Raw genomic sequence first — 18221 nt, 5'->3', positions numbered from 1 at the left:
ACACCCCCAGGGGCGCGGGGAACTGCGCGACCAGCCCCCGAGCACCCGCACACGGCACACGCCGTCGGCCCGCCGGGCCTTAGGACCCAGTCCGGGACGAGGCCCTGGGCAGGCCCTTCGGCGAGGCCTGGGCGGAGCCCGAGAAACTGACGTCGGTCACACCCCCCAGGGGCGCGGGGAACTGCGCGACCAGCCCCCGAGCACCCGCACACAGCACACGCCGTCGGCCCGCCGGGCCTTAGGACCCAGTCCGGGGCGAGGCCCTGGGGCCGGTTCAGCCGGTGACGTCCGCGAGGACCATGTCCAGGAAGGGCTCCACCGCGCCCCGCCAGGCGTCCGGCTGGTCGTAGTGCACGAGGTGGCCGGCGTCGGCGACCTCCGCGTACTGGCCGCGGGGCAGCACGCGGACCATCTCCTGGGCCTCCGCGCGGCCCAGTTCGCCGTCGAGGCCGCGCACGACCAGGGCGGGACACTCCACCTGGGTGAGTTCCTCCCAGTGGGCGTCGTACACCCAGGTCTCGCGGGACTCGAGCATCTGCTCCGGGTCGAAGACGGGGCGCCAGCCGTCCGGGGACTCCTGCATGACCTCGGCGTAGAACTCGCCGCGGGCCGGGTTCGGGCGCTCGACCCAGGGGTCGTCCTCGCCGAACCACTTGCGGACGTCGGCGAGTGTGGCGAAGGGGACGGGCCAGGCCTTGAACCAGTCCTCCCACTCGCGCTGCGAGGCGGCGCCGAGTGCGGAGGCCCGCATGTCGCAGATGATCACCCCGCGGACCAGGTCGGGACGCTTGGCGGCGAGCTGCCAGGCGGTCAGGGCACCCATCGCGTGGCCGATGAGGACGGCCGGCCCGAGCCCGAGCTGTTCGAGGGCGGCCTCGGCGTCCTCGACGTACGCCTCGCGCGTGTAGGACGCCCGCGGGGGCTTGTCGCTCTGGCCGTGCCCGCGCTGGTCGAGGGCGACGGCGCGATGCCGCTCGGAGAGCCAGCGGGCGGTGGACGCCCAGTGCGAGGCACGGCCCATCAAGCCGTGCAGTAACAGCACACCGGGGGCCCGCTCGGGCTCCCCGGGGCCGGACTGCGGGGACGCGGTCCGTCCCGCCGCGGCCTGCTTCGGTACGTCCTGCTGCAGTAAGCCGTGCTGCTTCTGTACGTCCTTCGCCGGGTCGGACTTGGGAGGGTCGCCGAACTCCCAGGCGGCAAGGCGTACGCCGCCCGCCCCGATCACTTCGATGCGTCGCGCCACTGGTCCTGGCACCCCCTAGCTCCGCTCGGACCCGTTCGCTCCCGCTCCAGGCGGCGGGTCCTGTGAACCTCGTCCTGCCCTGCCGTGTCTGTCGTTCCTGCCCACATCCTGAAGCGCAGATTCCGCGTGAGGCGTCACCCGCAGAGTATCCATTTTATCGAATATGTATTCGAAAATACGGCTCTCGCCGACAACACCCCTCGTTCGAGTGACCCCACTCAAGGAATGATCGCCGTCGCCGAGGGGAGATCTTCAACGGGAGGCGGACCGCTCGGGGAAACCGGTCCGAAGGGGATGACCTTGAGAGCTCGGGGCTCCAGGTCAGCACAGGGGAGGACAGGCCCCGGCGCCACCAGGCGCCGGGGCCATCCACACGTCTGCGGCACATCTTCCCGCCCCCTCCCCGGCCGGACGCGGCATCGCTGCCGGACCACGGCCAAGAGCCCTCAGGTCATATGCCTCACGCGACAGCCTCGCACGGGAAGCGACCGAGCGCTGCGATTCGGCACAGTGAATCTTGGAATCGACGCGATGGCCGAAGTACCACAACTTCCCCGCCGGTCTCGGCAGTTGAGACGGCGACCACCGCCGCCGGCCGTACCGCCGAACCGCTCAGCGCTTGGCGACGAACACGTGCGACGCGACGCCCGCCTCCAGCTCCGCCGCCTCACCACCGCTGCCCACGAGCACACCGCCCGCCGACTCCGTCACGCTCACCACCGAGCCGGGCTGCACGCCCGCCCGGCGCAGCGTGTACATCAGCTGCGCGTCCGTCTGGATCGGCTCGCCGATCCGGCGCACCACGACCGTCTTGCCCTCCAGACCCGGGTCGAGATCGGCGAGCGACACCATGCCCTCGTCCAGGAAGGGGTCCGCGCCGTCCTTCTCGCCCAGTTCCTCCAGGCCCGGGATGGGATTGCCGTACGGCGACTCGGTGGGGTGGCGCAGCAGCTCGAGGACGCGGCGCTCGACCGCCTCGCTCATCACGTGCTCCCAGCGACACGCCTCGGCGTGCACCTGCTCCCACTCCAGACCGATCACGTCGACGAGCAGACACTCCGCGAGCCGATGCTTGCGCATCACGCGCGTGGCCAGCCGACGGCCCTCGTCCGTGAGCTCCAGGTGACGGTCGCTGGCGACGGACACCAGGCCGTCGCGCTCCATCCGCGCCACCGTCTGGCTGACCGTCGGCCCGCTCTGGTCGAGCCGCTCGGCGATCCGGGCGCGCATGGGGACCACACCTTCCTCCTCCAGCTCGAGGATGGTGCGGAGATACATCTCCGTGGTGTCGATCAGTCCGGACATACGTGCCCCTTGATGAGATCTGCCCGGAAGCACGACAGCTTCCCGGCTTGTGCGCTGGCCCTGGCACCAATTCTGCCGGATACCACGGACAAGCGTGCCGCGCCGCGGAAACCAAAGGGTTGCGGGACGCTTCCCACGACCGTATTGACATCCCAGTGGTCCAGACCGCACCGTGATCCGCGACACACGCGCCGCGACACACGCGCCGCGACACAGACGCCGAGACCCAGACTCCCGACGCTCCGAAGGGGCCCGCATGAGCGACAGCAAGCCGGCCGGTCAGTTCTTCGACGCCGCGATCGGCCTGCTGCAACGGGTCAGGGACGAGGAGGCTCCCACCATCGAGGCGGCCGGCGTGCTCCTCGCCGACACCGTCGCCTCCGGCGGCCGGCTCTTCGCCTTCGGCGCCGGCCACTCCTCCCTCGCCGCGCAGGACGTCGTCTACCGCGCCGGCGGCCTCGCCCTGATGAACCTCCTGGCCGTCCCCGGCACCGTCGGCGTCGACGTCATGCCGGCGACACTCGGCTCGGCCCTCGAACGCGTCGACGGCCTCGCCCGTGCCGTCCTCGACTGCTCCCCGGCCCGCGAGGGCGACACCCTCGTGATCATCTCCCTCTCCGGACGCAACGCGCTCCCCGTCGAGATGGCCATGAGCGCCCGCGCCCTGGGCCTCAAGGTCATCGGCGTGACATCGGTCGCGTACGCCACCAAGACGACGTCCCGGCACCTCTCCGGCACCTACCTCAAGGACCACTGCGACATCGTCCTCGACTCGAAGATCGCCGTCGGCGACGCGGAACTCACCCTCGACACCATCCCGGCCCCCTTCGCCCCCGCCTCCACGGTCGTCACCTCGGCCATCCTCCAGGCGGTCATGGCCACGGCGGCGAGCAGCCTGGCCGACCGGGGCATCGAGCCCCCACTGCTGCGCTCGGGGAACGTGGACGGGGGCCACGAATGGAACGGACAGGTGTTCGAGAAATACGGGGAGCGGATCTTCTACCGGCGCTAGGCACCCGCCGGCCCACGGACAGTCGTACCGCCGCTACTCCCGCCCCAGCACCTCGGCCAGATCCAACGCCGAGCCGATCCGAACGGCCACATCCTCCGCGTACACCGCGTCCCCACGCTCGAACTGACTCCGCCCGGCCCCCCGCAAAAACGTCACGACCCCCAGCGTCCGCCCCCGGCTCCGCAGCACCGCGCACAACGCGTGCACCGCGTCCGACGGCCACTGCCGGGACACCGCCCACTCCCGGGCCTTCTCCACCGGCACGGTCCCCACACTCGCCCGCACCGACCCGGCCCGCTCCACGCACTGCAACGCCGGATGCCCCTCCCCGTACCGCACCGGCAAACCCGCCTGCCCGGTGAGCAGAGACGGCCCCGGCGCCCCGGACGGCGTCGCCGCGACCCGTACCAGCCGCAGCGAACCCGTCTCCGCCCCGTCCGCCACCGCACCGCCCGACACCCGGTCGATCAGCGCATGGTCGGCGAACCCGGCCAGCGCGAAGTCCAGGTGCACAGCCGCCGCCTCACGCGGATCCTCGCACTCGGCGGCGGCCCGGACAGCCCGGTGCAGCTGATTCGTACGGAACCGCAGCAGCGACGCCTCCTGATCACTCTGCTTGGCGTCCGTCACGTCGTGGAAGAGCCAGCCCACGCCCAGCGGCACGGGCTCCTCCGCCAGCGGTGACGCCAGCCGCACGAACCCACAGCGCCAGCAACGCCGCCGCTCACCGTCCGGCGTACGCACACTTACCCAGATCTCGGCCGGCGCGGGCGGCGCGCCCTCGGCCAGCACATGCGTGAGCGCGCTCTCCAACTCCTCGACACCCTGGGCGAGCAGATCCCCGAGCGGCCGCCCCAGGACGGACGTACGCCCGACACCCAGCGCCCGCGCGGCATGCGCGTTGACCACGGCGGGCCGCAGATCGGCGTCGACGAGCACGACACCCCAGCTCGCGTCCTCGAACAGCGCCTCGCTCAGCGCGATCGACCGCTCCAGGTCGATCTGCGTGTGCACCTCACTGAAAGCGCAGTACAGCCCCGCGGGCTTACCGTCCGGCCCACGCACCGCCGCCGACTGCGTCCGTACGAGCACCCGCCCGCCGTCCTTGGTCAGCAACGCGAACTCGTGCACCTGCCGCCCGGGAGCGTGCATCGCGGCCAGCAGCCGCCCCTCCACCTCCTCGGCGTCGGCACTGCGCACCGCCCACCCGGCGAACCCGTGCCGCCCCACGGCCTCGGCGGCGCTCCACCCGAGGATCCGCTCCGCCTCGCGGTTCCAGTGGGTCACCACCCCGTCCGCGTCGAAGGCACACAGGGCCGCGTCCATCCCGTCGAGCAGCGCGGCCAGCAGATCCGAGCCGTCCGAACCCTCCGGACCGTCCCGCTCGGGCTCGTCCGGCCCGATCTCGTCGGTGGTCCCACTACGCCGGGAAGCACTCACCTGGACCCCCTGCAGGCTGCCGCGTCCGCACGTACGGCACGTCGGTTCGCTCACTAACAATCATCTAACTGGAACGTGACGCAGCACACACCGGGTTCCCACAAGATGAAAAAAATCGTTGTGCGCCGGAAACCCGAGTACCCGGTACCCGGGCAGCACGCGCGCGATGACGGTCGCCACACGTCCGGTCCGTCAACATCTCGAAAAAGCGGTTGATCCGTGGCCTGCGGGTTCTTAGTGTGGCTATCACTTCGGAGAGGAGGTGGTTCGGCAGATGGGTTCATACCGGACGGAAGAGGTGGCTGCGGGCTAGCGGCCCGTCACCCACCGAGTGCGGTGCCGGACCAGCGTGTGCGAGATACACGCAGCCGGCCAATCCAACGCAGTCACCCGACCCGCGAGCTCGCCGGTACGTCCGGCCGGCTTCTCCGCTCAGGCGAAGAGACCCGAGCTCGCGGGTCGTCTGCGTTCTCGGAGCTGCTCAGCGCACGATGTCGCCGTAGCCCTCGATCTCGCGCGGGTCGCGGGAGCCGGGGCCGATGTAGCGGGCGGAGGGGCGGACCAGGCGGCCGGTGCGCTTCTGTTCCAGGATGTGGGCCGACCAGCCGGCCGTGCGGGCGCAGGTGAACATCGAGGTGAACATGTGGGCCGGGACCTCGGCGAAGTCGAGGATGATGGCGGCCCAGAACTCGACGTTCGTGGCGAGGACCCGGTCGGGGCGGCGGGCGTGGAGCTCTGCCAGGGCCGCCTTCTCCAGGGCTTCGGCGATCTCGAAGCGGGGGGCGCCGAGTTCGCGGGCGGTGCGGCGCAGGACGCGGGCTCGCGGGTCTTCGGCGCGGTAGACACGGTGGCCGAAGCCCATCAAACGTTCGCCCTTGTCGAGGGCCTGCTTGACGTAGGCGTCGGCGTCGCCGGTGCGTTCGATCTCCTCGATCATGCCGAGGACGCGGGAGGGAGCGCCGCCGTGCAGCGGGCCGGACATGGCTCCTACGGCGCCGGAGAGGGCGGCCGCGACGTCCGCGCCCGTCGAGGCGATCACGCGGGCCGTGAAGGTGGAGGCGTTCATGCCGTGTTCGGCGGCGGAGGTCCAGTAGGCGTCGACGGCCGCCACGTGCTTGGGGTCGGGCTCGCCGCGCCAGCGGATCATGAAGCGCTCGACGACGGACTGCGCCTTGTCGATCTCCCGCTGCGGGACCATGGGCAGGCCCTGGCCGCGGGCGGACTGGGCGACGTAGGACAGGGCCATCACGGCGGCTCGGGCGAGGTCCGCCCGGGCCTGGGCGGAGTCGATGTCCAGCAGCGGCTTCAGGCCCCACACGGGGGCCAGCATGGCGAGCGCGGACTGGACGTCGACGCGGATGTCGCCGGAGTGCACGGGGATCGGGAAGGGCTCGGCGGGCGGCAGGCCGGGGTTGAAGGCGCCGTCGACGAGCAGTCCCCAGACGTTGCCGAACGAGACCTGGCCCACCAGGTCCTCGATGTCGACGCCCCGGTACCGGAGTGCGCCGCCCTCCTTGTCGGGTTCGGCGATCTCCGTCTCGAACGCGACGACTCCCTCGAGCCCGGGTACGAAGTCGGACATCAGGCGGCTCCTCGTGATGTGTGCGACGGGTGGTGGGATGTTCTGTTGTGCTGCGGCCGGTGTGCTGCGGCCGGTGTGCTGCGGGGTGCGGCGACCACGTGACAGGCGGTGGGTGTGCGGCCGTCCCGCGGATCCACGGTTCGTCTGCGAGAACTCGCGGCCCTGGGCGGTACCTCTGTGATGCCCCGCGCGGTCGGCGGTCACCCGACCGGAACGGCATCAGCACGATAGCCGCGAGTGTCACCCTTGGGGAGATGTCGCGGCACTGGGTGCCACTCAGTGATGAAGGACACCGTGCTGAACGCGGCCCGTGGATACGGCAGGATGACGGCGTGACCGACCGAGACGCCCCCCTCGATCCCGCCTCCATGCGCAAGCAGTACCGCGCCGAGGGGCTGACCGAGGCCGACCTGGCCGCAACGCCCGTCGAGCAGTTCGCGCGCTGGTTCAAGGAGGCCGCGATCGAGGGGCGGCTCTTCGAGCCGAACGCCATGGTCGTCGCCACGGCGGACGCCGAGGGCCGGCCCAGCGCGCGCACGGTGCTGCTGAAGCACTTCGACGAGCAGGGTTTCGTCTTCTACACCAACTACGACTCCCGCAAGGCCCGCGAGCTGGCGGAGAACCCGTTCGTCTCGTTGCTGTTCCCGTGGCATCCGATGGCCCGCCAGGTCATCGTCACGGGCGTGGCACGGCGCACCGGACGGGACGAGACCGCCGCGTACTTCCGCAGTCGCCCGCACGGCTCCCAGCTCGGTGCGTGGGCGAGCGCGCAGTCCTCGGTGATCGCGGACCGCACCGGCCTGGACGCGGCTTACGCGGAGCTGGCCGCCCGCTATCCGGAGGGCGAGCAGGTGCCGGTCCCCTCGAACTGGGGCGGCTTCCGGGTGGCGCCGGAGGCGGTGGAGTTCTGGCAGGGCCGTGAGAACCGGCTGCACGACCGGCTGCGGTACGTGGCGGAGCCGGACGGGAGCTGGCGGGTGGAGCGGCTCAGTCCGTGAGGGCGGGGGCGGCGACCGGGCCGGGAACCGCTGATCCGGTCCTCCGTCAGCCCAGTGCCTCGTCCAGCAGGCTCGCCCACTGCGTCACGACCCGGTCGCGGCGGCCGGCGTCGTCCGTGAGCAGGTTCGCCAGTCCCAGCCCCCGGGCCATGTCGAGCAGGCCCTGGACCGTTTCGCGGACGCCGGGGCGGGATTCGTCGGCGTCGAGCAGGTCCACGGCGATGCGGTGGGTCTCGCGGCCGACGCGGGCTTCCAGTTCCGTCACTCTCGGTCGCAGCTGGTCCTCGTTGGAGGCGGCGACCCACAGGTGGAGGGCGGCGCGGAAGAGGGGGCCGGTGTAGAGGTCGACGAGGGCGGCGACGACGGTCCGGCGGTCGTCTGTGGCGGCGCCCTGGGGGAAGAGGGCGCGCAGGGCGGTGGAGCGTTCTTCGGCGACGTACTCGACCGCCGCGGTGAAGAGGTCTTCGCGGGTCGGGAAGTGGTGCTGGGCGGCGCCGCGGGAGACGCCGGCGCGTTCGGCGACGACGGTGACCGTGGAGCCCGCCCAGCCGTGTTCGGCGAGGCAGGCGACGGCGGCTTCCAGGAGGCGCTGCCGGGTGGCGCGGCTGCGGTCCTGTTTGGGGGCGCGGTCGCCCGGGGGGCGGTCGACCGCGTTCACAGCACCCATGGGGGATCCCGTCGTTCGAGGAAGGCCGTCATGCCCTCGCGGGCGTCCGCGGAGGCGAACAGGCGGGCCGAGAGGGCGGCCAGTTCGTCCGCGTCCTGGTCGAAGGCCTCCAGCACCTTAGCCGTGAGCAGGCGTTTCGTCTCGGCGAGGGCGTGTGGGGAGGCTCGGCGCAGTCCGTCGAGGACGGGGGCGAGGACCTGGTCGACGTCGGCGTGGTCGACGTCGGCGTGGTCGACGTCGGCGTGGTCGACGTCGGCGTGGTCGGCGGCTGCCGTGAGGAGGCCGATGCGGGCGGCCTCGGCCGCGTCGAAGGTCTCGCCGGTGAGGTAGTGGCGGGCGAGGGCGCGGGGGTCGACTCGGGGCAGGAGGGGGAGGGAGATCAGTGCCGGGACGACGCCGATGCGGACCTCGGTGAAGGCGAAGGTGGCGGTGTGGGAGGCGGCCGCGATGTCGCAGGCGCCGAGCAGGCCGAGGCCGCCGGCCCGTACGTGGCCGGTGACGCGGGCCACGACGGGCTTGCGGAGCTCGACGATCTGCCGGAGCAGGGCGACCAGGGCTCTGGGGTCCGGCGGTTCGCGCAGGTCGGCGCCCGCGCTGAAGGTGGTGCCGGTGTGAGTGAGGACGACGGCGCGTACGGCGTCGTCCTTGCCCGCTCGTCGCAGCGCGTCCGCGAGTTCGTGCACGAGCGGGGCGGACAGGGCGTTGCGGTTGTGCGGCGAGTCCAGGGTGAGGGTGGTGATGCCGCGTGCGTGCGTGGGGTGGACCAGGGTGGTCACGTCCGCTCCCTGAGTTGTCGGCGCAGGATCTTTCCGGAGGCGGCACGCGGGACGCCTTCGATGAAGGTGACGTGGCGGACGCGTTTGTAGGGGGCGACGCGTTCGGCGACGTACATCATGACCTCGCCTTCGGAGAGGTCGGTGGCGGCCGGCTGGCGGACCACGTAGGCGTGCGGGCTTTCGTTGCCGTCGTCGTCGTAGACGCCGATGACGGCCGCGTCGGCGATGCCCGGGTGGGTGAGGAGCAGGGCTTCGAGTTCGGCGGGGGCCACCTGGAAGCCCTTGTACTTGATGAGTTCCTTGACGCGGTCGACGACGAACAGCCAGCCGTCGGCGTCGGTGTGGCCGACGTCTCCGGTGTGCAGCCAGCCGTCGGGGTCGATCATCGCGGCGGTGGCGTCGGGGCGGCCGAGGTAGCCCTTCATGACCTGGGGGCCGCGGATGAGGATTTCGCCGGACTCTCCGATGCCGAGGTCCTTGTCGGGGTCGTCGAGGGAGACGATCCGCATCTCGGTGCCGGCGATGAGCCTGCCGACGGTGCCGGCGGGTGCTTCGCGCATGGCGTCGAGGGGGACGACGTGGGTGCCCGGGGACAGTTCGGTCATGCCGTAGGCCTGGCCGACGGGGGGCAGGCCGAGCCGCCCGGAGCAGGCGGCGGCGAGTTTGGCGTCCAGGGGGGCGGCGGCGCTGACGATGTACTGGAGGGACGTCAGGTCGTACTGCGCGACGGCGGGGTGCTTGGCGAGGGCGAGGACGATGGGTGGGGCGACGTACAGGCCGGTGATGCGGTGGTTCTGGATGGCGGCGAGGAAGGTTTCCAGGTCGAAGCGGGGCAGGACGACGACGGTGGCGCCCAGGCGCAGGGGGGCGTTCATGAGGGCTGTCAGGCCGTAGATGTGGAAGAAGGGCAGGACGGCGAGGATGCGGTCGCCGGGGCCGGTTCCCATGGCGGGTTCGAGCTGGGCGAGGTTGGTGGCGATCTGGCGGTGGGTGAGCATCACGCCCTTGGGTGTGCCGGTGGTGCCGGACGAGTACGGGAGGGCGGCCACGTCCTGCTCGGGGTCGATGTCGATCTGCGGTTCCGGGGCCGCCGACGCCAGCATGCCGATGAGCGAGCGGTGTCCGGGGGCGCTGTCGCAGACGAAGATCTCCCGGACGCCGCCGGCGAGTTCGGCGGCCCTGCGGGCGGTCTGCAGGAGCGGTGAGACGGTGATGATCCAGCGGGCGGCGGAGTCGGTGAGCTGCTTGGCGAACTCCTCCGGGGTGGCGAGGGGGTGCACGGTCGTGACGGGGGCTCCCGCGCGGGTGGCGGCGTAGAACGCGGTCGGGAAGGCGATCGTGTTGGGGCTGTGCAGGGCGAGGACGTCGCCCTTGCGGACGCCGGCATCGGCGAGGGCGGCGGCGACGCGGCGGTGGAAGCGGTCCAGTCGGCCGTAGGTGAGCGTGGTGCCGTCGGTGCCGTCGATGAGCGCGGGCGTGTCACCGAACTCGGCGGCCCGGCCGAGCACCGCCTCGTGGATGGGGAGTTCTACGGGCGGGACGTCTGCGTACTCGCTGCGGAACACGGTTCCTCCTCGCGCGGCACCTGCCGGTCAGTACGACTTGGGCAGGCCCAGGGTCTGGTGGGAGACGTAGTTGAGAATCATCTCCCGGCTCACCGGAGCAATACGAGCCACGCGCGCGGCTGTTATCAACGAGGCGAGCCCGAACTCGCGCGTGAGGCCGTTCCCGCCGAGCGTGTGCACCGCCTGGTCGACCGCCTTCACGCAGGCCTCCCCGGCGGCGTACTTGGCCATGTTGGCGGCTTCGCCCGCGCCCGCGTCGTCGCCGGCGTCGTAGAGGTGGGCTGCTTTCTGCATCATCAGGCGGGCGAGTTCGAGGTCGATGTGCGCCTGGGCGAGGGGGTGTGCGATGGCCTGGTGGGCGCCGATGGGGGTGTTCCAGACGGTGCGGCCGCGGGCGTAGGTGACGGCTTGTGCGAGTGCGTAGCGGCCCATGCCGATGGCGAAGGCGGCGGTCATGACGCGTTCGGGGTTGAGGCCGGCGAAGAGCTGGAGGAGGCCGGCGTCCTCGTCGCCCACGAGTGCGTCCGCGGGGAGCCGTACGTCGTCGAGGGTGAGCTCGAACTGCTTTTCCGCGGCGGCGAGTTCCATGTCGATGCGGTGGCGGGTGAAGCCGGGTGTGTCGCGGGGGACGATGAAGAGGCAGGGCTTGAGGCTGCCGGTGCGGGCGTCCTCGGTGCGGCCGACGATGAGGGTGGCGTCGGCGATGTCGACGCCGGAGATGAAGACCTTGCGGCCGGTGAGGAGCCAGTCCCCGGTGTCGGGGTCGCGGCGGGCCGTGGTGGTGATGCGGTGGCTGTTGGAGCCGGCGTCGGGTTCGGTGATGCCGAAGGCCATGGTTCGGGTGCCGTCGGCGAGTCCGGGGAGCCAGTGCTGTTTCTGGGCGTCCGTGCCGAAGCGGGCGATGACGGTGCCGCAGATGGCCGGGGAGACGACCATCATGAGCAGGGGGCAGCCGGCGGCGCCGAGTTCTTCGAGGACGATGGAGAGTTCGGCGATGCCGCCGCCTCCGCCGCCGTATGTCTCCGGCAGGTTGACGCCGAGGTAGCCCAGCTTGGCTGCCTCCAGCCAGAGTTCCTGGGGGTGGCGGTTTTCGGCGATGACGGTGGTCATGTAGTCGCGGCCGTAGCGTTTGCCCAGTGCGGCTACTGCTTCTCGTAGGGCCTTGTGTTCTTCGGATTCCGTGGTGGGTGGCATGGGACTCCTTCCGGGTGCGGGTCGTCCGTGGCTGGTCGCGCAGTTCCCCGCGCCCCTTCAGGTCGGCTGTACGACCGCGAGCAATGAGCCCACCGTCACCTGTTGGCCAGGCACAACGTCCAAGGCGCTCAAGGTTCCTGTGACGGGCGCGGTGATCTTGTGTTCCATCTTCATGGCCTCCAGCCACAGCAGGGGCTGGCCCGCCTGGACGGCGGAGCCGGGCTCCACACCCTCGGCCAGCCGCACCACCGTGCCCGGCATGGGGGCCACCAGGGAGCCGGGGGCCAGGTGGGCCGTCGGGTCGGGGAAGCGGGGCAGGGCCCGCAGGGTGGTGTTGTTGACGTGCACCTCGTCGCCGTGGCGGGCCACCGTGAACTTCCGTCGTACGCCGTCCACTTCCAGGACGACGAGATCCGCGGCGGCGTGGACGACGCGCACTCCGTCCGCCTCCAGGCCGGCCCGGGTGTGCCGGTAGTGGACCTCGTGCTCCTCCCCCGCCATCGCGTAGCGCTTGGTCTGCGGCTGGGAGGGGACGTTGCGCCAGCCTCCGAAGCGGGAGCGGCCGTGGGCGTCGGCGAGGGCGGCGGCCAGGGGGGCGTGGGGTTCGGGGGCGGAGGCGGTGAGTTCGGGCAGATGGCGGTCGTAGAAGCCCGTGTCCATGCGGGCGGTGGTGAACTCCGGGTGCCGTAGCGACCGTACGAGGAGGTCCCGGTTGGTGAGGGGGCCGTGGAGTGTGGCTCGCTCCAGGGCGCCCGCGAGTCTGCGGACGGCTTCCGCGCGGGTGGGGGCGTGGGCGACGACCTTGGCGAGCATGGGGTCGTAGTGGACGCCGATGGAGTCGCCGTCCTCGTAGCCGGTGTCCAGCCGGACGCCTTCCGGGACGGTCAGGCGGTGCAGGGTGCCGGTCTGGGGGGTCCAGTCGTTCGCCGGGTCCTCGGCGTACAGGCGGGCCTCCACGGCGTGGCCACGCGCGCGTGGGGGTTCGTTCTCGAGGGGGTGGCCTTCTGCGACGCGGATCTGCCGGGCCACCAGGTCGATGCCGAAGACGGCTTCGGTGACGGGGTGTTCGACCTGGAGGCGGGTGTTCATCTCCAGGAAGTGGGGTGTGCCGTCGGCGATCAGGAACTCGACCGTGCCGGCGCCCACGTAGTCGACGGCGCGGGCGGCGCGTACGGCCAGGGTGTGCAGTTCCTCGGCGAGCCCGTCGGGCAGGGCGGGTGCGGGCGCCTCCTCGATCACCTTCTGGTGGCGGCGCTGGAGGGAGCAGTCGCGGGTGCCGAGCGCCCACACCGTGCCGTGTGTGTCGGCGAGCACCTGGACCTCGACGTGGCGTCCGTTCTCCACGTACGGCTCGACGAACACCTCTCCGTCGCCGAAGGCGCTCGCGGCCTCGGCGCGCGCGGCCTCCAGCGCGGAGTCCAGGTCCTGCGGACGGCGCACGATCCGCATGCCGCGCCCTCCGCCGCCCGCCGCCGCCTTCACCAGGACGGGCAGGTCGGTCTCGGTGACGTCGCGCAGGGGTTCGAGGCCCATCAGCTTCTTGGCGTGGATCTTGGACGCCATCGCCTCGATCGCCCCCGGCGGCGGGCCGATCCAGACCAGGCCGGCGTCCAGGACGGCGCGGGCGAAGCCGGCGTTCTCGGAGAGGAAGCCGTAGCCGGGGTGCACGGCGTCCGCGCCGGCGGCGACGGCGCCCTTCACGATCAGGTCGCCGCGCAGATACGTGTCGGCGGGCGCCGCGCCCGGCAGTCGTACCGTCGCGTCGGCCACGCGCGCGTGGAGGGCGTTCTCGTCGGCGTCCGAGTGCACGGCGACCGTCCGGATGCCCAGTTCACGGCAGGTGCGGAAGATGCGGCAGGCGATCTCGCCCCGATTGGCGACCAGCAGTGTCGAAATCATGGGTCTCACATCCGGAAGACGCCGAAGCCACCGCGCGCGCCCTCGTAGGGCGCCGTGTGGATCGCGGACAGGCACAGGCCGAGGACGGTACGGGTATCGCGCGGGTCGATGACGCCGTCGTCGTACAGCCGCCCGGACAGGAACATCGGCAGGGACTCGGACTCGATCTGCTGCTCCACCATGGCGCGCAGGGCGGCGTCGGCGTCCTCGTCGTACGGCCGGCCCTTCGCGAGCGCGGACTGCCGGGCGACGATCGAGAGGACACCGGCGAGCTGCTGGGGGCCCATGACGGCGGACTTGGCGCTGGGCCAGGCGAAGAGGAAGCGGGGGTCGTAGGCGCGGCCGCACATGCCGTAGTGGCCGGCGCCGTAGGAGGCGCCCAGGAGGACCGACAGGTGCGGGACCTTCGAGTTGCTGACCGCGTTGATCATCATCGCGCCGTGCTTGATGATGCCGCCCTGCTCGTACTCCTTGCCGACCATGTAGCCGGTGGTGTTGTGCAGGAAGAGCAGCGGGATGTCGCGCTGGTTGGCGAGCTGGATGAACTGGGCGGCCTTCTGGGACTCCTCGCTGAAGAGCACCCCTTGGGCGTTCGCCAGTACTCCCACGGGATAGCCGTGCAGGGTGGCCCACCCGGTGACCAGGCTCGTCCCGTACAGCGGTTTGAACTCGTCGAAGTCGGAGGCGTCGACGATCCGGGCGACGACCTCGCGCGGGTCGAAGGGGGTCCTGAGGTCACCGGGGACGATCCCCAGGAGCTCGTCCTCGTCATACTTGGGAGGGAGGGCCGGCCCTGGATCGCCGTAGGCCTTGCGGTGGTTGAGGCGGGCCACCACGCGCCTGGCCTGGTGCAGGGCGTCCGGCTCGTCGACGGCGAAGTGGTCGGCGAGGCCCGACACGCGCGCGTGCATCTCCGCGCCGCCCAGCGACTCGTCGTCGCTCTCCTCGCCGGTGGCCATCTTCACGAGCGGCGGCCCGCCGAGGAACACCTTCGCGCGCTCCTTGACCATGATCACGTGGTCGGACATGCCGGGGATGTACGCGCCGCCCGCGGTCGAGTTGCCGAAGACGACCGCGACGGTGGGGATCCCGGCGGCGGAGAGCCGGGTGAGGTCCCGGAAGATCGCGCCCCCGGGGATGAAGATCTCCTTCTGGGAGGGCAGGTCGGCCCCGCCGGACTCCACCAGGCTGATGCAGGGCAGCCGGTTGGCGAGCGCGATGTCGTTGGCGCGGAGGGCCTTCTTCAGCGACCAGGGGTTGCTGGCGCCGCCGCGCACGGTCGGGTCGTTGGCGGTGATCAGGCACTCCACGCCCTCGACGACACCGATGCCGGTGATCAGGGAGGCGCCCACCGCGTACTCGCTGCCCCAGGCGGCCAGCGGCGACAGTTCCAGGAAGGGCGTGTCGGGGTCCAGGAGCAGTTCGACGCGTTCGCGGGCGAGGAGCTTGCCGCGCTGCCGGTGCCGGGCGACGTACTTCTCGCCGCCGCCGGCGAGCGCCTTCGCGTGCTCGGCGGTCACCTGGTCCAGCTTGGCGAGCATGGCCTCGCGGTTGGCCCGGAAGTCGGCGCCGGCGGTGTCCAGGGTGGAGCTGATGACCGTCACAGGAGGGCCTCCGGGATGTCCAGGTGGCGGGAGCGCAGCCATTCGCCCAGGGCCTTGGCCTGCGGGTCGAAACGGTGCTGTGCGGCGACGCCCTCGCCGAGGATGCCCTCGACGAGGAAGTTGAGGGCGCGCAGGTTGGGCAGGGTGTGCCGGGTGACGTTCAGTTCGCGGCTTTCGGGGATCAGCTGCCGGAACCGGTCGGCGGTCAGTTCGTGGGCGAGCCACCGCCAGGCGTCCTCGGTGCGGGCCCAGACCCCGACGTTGGCGTCCCCGCCCTTGTCCCCGCTGCGGGCGCCGGCGACCAGGCCGAGCGGGGCGCGTCGCACCGGCCCTGCGGGGAGCGGCTCGGGCAGCGGCGGCTCGGGAACGCTGTCGAGGACGAGGGTGTCGTGGGCCGGCGCCACGGGGATCCGGCGGCCGTCGTGGAGGACGGCCGCCTGGCCGACGTCGGTGTGCGGGACGTAGGCCGCCTCGAAGATCCCGTAGGGCGTGCCCTTGCCCGGGGGTGCCAGCACGTGGAAGCCGGGGTAACTGGCGAGCGCCAGCTCGACGGCGGCTCCGCTCAGCACCCGGCCGACGTTCTCCTGGACGGGGTCCCGCACGACGAGCCGCAGCAGCGCGCTCGCGGTCTCCTCGGAGTCGGCGTCGGGCCGGTCGGTGCGCACGAGGTCCCAGTCGACGCGCTCGGGACGGGACGTGGCGAACGCGGCCCGCATCTGCTGCCGCACCAGCGCCGCCTTGGACTCGATCTCCAGCCCGGTGAGGACGAAGACGACCTCGTTGCGGAAGCCGCCGAGGCGGTTGACGCCGACCTTGAGCGTCGCAGGCGGGGCCTCGCCCCGGACGCCGTCGATCCGCACCCGGTCGGGGCCCTCCTGGGTGAGCCGTGCGGTGTCGAGGCGGGCGGTGACGTCCGGTCCCGGATAGCGGGCCCCGGCCGTCTCGTACAGCAGCTGGGCCGTCACCGTGCCGAGGTCGACCAGGCCGCCGGTGCCGGGGTGCTTGGTGATGACGCTGTCGCCGTTCTCGTGGAGCTCGGCGAGGGGGAAGCCGGGGCGGGTGGCGCCGCCCTCGCCGAAGAAGGCGTAGTTGCCGCCGGTGGCCTGGGCTCCGCACTCCAGCACGTGCCCCGCGACGACGGCCCCCGCCAGCTTGTCGTACTCCTGCGGTCCCCAGCCGAAGTGCGCGACGGCGGGTCCGGTGACCAGCGCGGCGTCCGTCACCCGCCCGGTGACGACGATGTCCGCGCCCTCCCGCAGGCAGGCCGCGATGCCGAAGCCGCCGAGGTAGGCGTGGGCGGCGAGGCTGTCCGGGTACCGGTCCTTCAGGTCGTCGCCCTCGACGTGCGCGACCCGGACGGGGATGCCCAGCCGGTCGGCCAGCTCCCGTACGGCACGGGCGAGTCCGGCCGGGTTGAGCCCGCCGGCGTTGGTGACGAGCCGCACGCCCCGCTCGTGCGCGAGCCCCAGGCAGTCCTCCAGCTGGCGCAGGAAGGTGCGGGCGTACCCGGTGCCCGGGTCCTTGAGCCGGTCCCGGCCGAGGATGAGCATCGTCAGCTCGGCGAGGTAGTCGCCGGTGAGGACGTCGAGTTCGCCGCCGGTGAGCATCTCGCGCATCGCGTCGAAGCGGTCGCCGTAGAAGCCGGAGGCGTTGCCGATGCGCAGGGGTGTCACCGGCCGGCTCCTTCGGGGGCGCGTCCGGTGCCGGGCGGGCCCGCGAAGGCCTGGGCGACGTCCAGCCAGCGGTCGGCGTCGGGGCCGTCGGCGCGCAGGGCGAGGTCGGCGCGGTGGGCACGCTGGGTGACCAGGAGACAGAAGTCGAGGGCGGGCCCGGTGACCCGCTGAGCGGCGTCCTCGGGCCCGTACGACCACATGTCACCGCCCGGGCCGGCGAGTTCGACGCGGAACTCCTCGGCCGGCGGGGTCAGTCCGTGCGCCCCGAACGCGAAGTCCCGGGTGCGCACGCCGATGCGGACGACGTGCCGGAGCCGGTCGGTGGGGATACGGGTGGCTTGCAGCGCGTCCGCGACGTCCTGGCCGTGGGCCCAGGTCTCCATCAGGCGGCCGGTGGCCATGGAGGCCGCGGACATGGGCGGGCCGTACCAGGGGAAGCGGGCACCGGGCGGTGCGGAGCGCAGGGCCGCGTCGAGTGCGGTACGGCCCTCGCGCCACCGGGAGAGCAGGTCGGCGGGCGCGAGCCGGGCGCCCTCCTCCGCGCCCTCGTCGACGAAGGAGCCGGGGGCGGCGAGCGCCTTCTCCACCAGGCCCCGGAACGCGTCCTCGTCGGTGACCGCGAGCAGCGCCGAGCGGTCGGTCCAGGCGAGGTGCGCGATCTGGTGGGCGATGGTCCAGCGGGGGGCGGGGGTGGCGAGGGCCCATTGCTCCGGGCTCAACTCGGCGACGAGCCGGTCGAGTTCCTCGCTCTCGGCACGCAGGTCTGCGAACACGGGCGTCGGGTCGGCCATGGGGGGAGCATGGCAGCGGGCCAAGAAACAAGCAAGCATGCTTGCATGAATTTCCGCGAGGGACTTCGGTTCTCAGTCGACGACCGCGGTCGCCTCCACCTCCACCAGGTGCTCGGGGATGTCCAGCGCGGCGACGCCCAGCAGGGTGCCCGGGGGTACGGGGGTGACGCCCAGCTTCGCGGACGCCCGAGCGACGCCTTCCAGGAACAGGGGCATCTTGTCGGGGGTCCAGTCGACGACGTAGACGGTCAGTTTCGCGACGTCGTCGAAGGATGCGCCGATGCCGGCCAGGGCGGTGCCGACGTTGAGTTGACTTGCACCTTGCCCTGAAGGGCGAGGATTCTGGCCTTCTCGATCGTTGCTGTGCCGCTACGCGACACAGGGTGCGGTCGAGGATCCGTGGCTTCCTGTTTCTTCGCGCTGTGCCGGGATTGCTCCAGGTCTTACCGGCGCTCCGCAGGCCGATACCGCC

Annotated in this window: 14 protein-coding genes and 1 pseudogene; 2 read left to right on the top strand and 13 right to left on the bottom strand. The window is 71.9% G+C overall.

Annotation, left to right across the window (positions count from 1 at the left end; all coding sequences use genetic code 11):
* Positions 1-274: 274 nt before the first annotated feature.
* Both ACZ5XS_RS31745 and ACZ5XS_RS31740 read right to left on the bottom strand, forming a co-directional pair.
* Positions 275-1243 (bottom strand): alpha/beta fold hydrolase, encoded by a 969-nt coding sequence (locus tag ACZ5XS_RS31745; RefSeq protein ID WP_468657270.1) that lies wholly within the window; start codon positions 1241-1243, stop codon positions 275-277.
* Positions 1244-1855: 612 nt separating this feature from the next.
* A complete protein-coding gene (locus ACZ5XS_RS31740; RefSeq protein ID WP_217236885.1) occupies positions 1856-2548 on the bottom strand; it encodes a metal-dependent transcriptional regulator in 693 nt (230 codons plus the stop codon).
* Positions 2549-2804: 256 nt separating this feature from the next.
* On the opposite strand from ACZ5XS_RS31740, the gene ACZ5XS_RS31735 reads away from it, so the two are divergent.
* The gene (locus ACZ5XS_RS31735; protein ID WP_468657116.1) at positions 2805-3560 is read left to right on the top strand and encodes an SIS domain-containing protein; all 756 of its coding nucleotides are present in this window, start codon (positions 2805-2807) and stop codon (positions 3558-3560) included.
* Between the two features lie 33 nt (positions 3561-3593).
* Here the strand turns inward: ACZ5XS_RS31735 and ACZ5XS_RS31730 are convergent, their stop codons facing one another.
* The gene (locus ACZ5XS_RS31730) at positions 3594-5000 is read right to left on the bottom strand and encodes a PAS domain-containing protein (RefSeq protein ID WP_468657114.1); all 1407 of its coding nucleotides are present in this window, start codon (positions 4998-5000) and stop codon (positions 3594-3596) included.
* A 481-nt stretch (positions 5001-5481) separates the two neighbouring features.
* The gene (locus tag ACZ5XS_RS31725) at positions 5482-6582 is read right to left on the bottom strand and encodes a citrate synthase 2 (protein ID WP_217236888.1); all 1101 of its coding nucleotides are present in this window, start codon (positions 6580-6582) and stop codon (positions 5482-5484) included.
* Positions 6583-6950: 368 nt separating this feature from the next.
* On the opposite strand from ACZ5XS_RS31725, the gene pdxH reads away from it, so the two are divergent.
* Positions 6951-7580 (top strand): pyridoxamine 5'-phosphate oxidase, encoded by a 630-nt coding sequence (gene pdxH, locus ACZ5XS_RS31720; RefSeq protein WP_468657268.1) that lies wholly within the window; start codon positions 6951-6953, stop codon positions 7578-7580.
* Between the two features lie 46 nt (positions 7581-7626).
* Here pdxH and ACZ5XS_RS31715 read toward each other — a convergent pair whose 3' ends face one another.
* From ACZ5XS_RS31715 to ACZ5XS_RS31675, 9 genes and pseudogenes are all read right to left on the bottom strand, one after another.
* Positions 7627-8247: a TetR/AcrR family transcriptional regulator gene (locus tag ACZ5XS_RS31715; RefSeq protein WP_468657112.1), complete on the bottom strand. Its 621-nt coding sequence runs from the start codon at positions 8245-8247 to the stop codon at positions 7627-7629.
* A complete protein-coding gene (locus tag ACZ5XS_RS31710) occupies positions 8235-9023 on the bottom strand; it encodes an enoyl-CoA hydratase family protein (RefSeq protein WP_468657110.1) in 789 nt (262 codons plus the stop codon). The genes ACZ5XS_RS31715 and ACZ5XS_RS31710 overlap by 13 nt, the downstream gene beginning before the upstream one ends.
* Positions 9020-10588, bottom strand: coding sequence for a 4-coumarate--CoA ligase family protein (locus ACZ5XS_RS31705; protein ID WP_468657108.1), 1569 nt, complete (start codon positions 10586-10588; stop codon positions 9020-9022). The genes ACZ5XS_RS31710 and ACZ5XS_RS31705 overlap by 4 nt, the downstream gene beginning before the upstream one ends.
* 27 nt (positions 10589-10615) lie before the next feature.
* Entirely contained in the window at positions 10616-11782 is a 1167-nt protein-coding gene (locus tag ACZ5XS_RS31700; RefSeq protein ID WP_468657106.1) for an acyl-CoA dehydrogenase family protein, read from the bottom strand.
* A 57-nt stretch (positions 11783-11839) separates the two neighbouring features.
* Positions 11840-13681: an acetyl/propionyl/methylcrotonyl-CoA carboxylase subunit alpha gene (locus ACZ5XS_RS31695; protein ID WP_468657104.1), complete on the bottom strand. Its 1842-nt coding sequence runs from the start codon at positions 13679-13681 to the stop codon at positions 11840-11842.
* Positions 13682-13686: 5 nt separating this feature from the next.
* Positions 13687-15327 (bottom strand): acyl-CoA carboxylase subunit beta, encoded by a 1641-nt coding sequence (locus ACZ5XS_RS31690; protein WP_468657102.1) that lies wholly within the window; start codon positions 15325-15327, stop codon positions 13687-13689.
* A complete protein-coding gene (locus ACZ5XS_RS31685) occupies positions 15282-16958 on the bottom strand; it encodes an acyclic terpene utilization AtuA family protein (protein WP_468657101.1) in 1677 nt (558 codons plus the stop codon). Before ACZ5XS_RS31685 ends, ACZ5XS_RS31690 begins: the two co-directional genes overlap by 46 nt.
* On the bottom strand, positions 16955-17749 hold the full coding sequence (locus ACZ5XS_RS31680) for a TIGR03084 family metal-binding protein (protein WP_468657100.1): 795 nt from the start codon (positions 17747-17749) through the stop codon (positions 16955-16957). Before ACZ5XS_RS31680 ends, ACZ5XS_RS31685 begins: the two co-directional genes overlap by 4 nt.
* 72 nt (positions 17750-17821) lie before the next feature.
* Positions 17822-18058, bottom strand: a pseudogene (locus ACZ5XS_RS31675) (RidA family protein); the annotation flags it as partial.
* Positions 18059-18221: the final 163 nt, after the last annotated feature.

It is taken from the genome of Streptomyces sp. NPDC033131, assembly GCF_055578365.1.
This window is presented reverse-complemented; position numbering and strand designations above follow the sequence as displayed.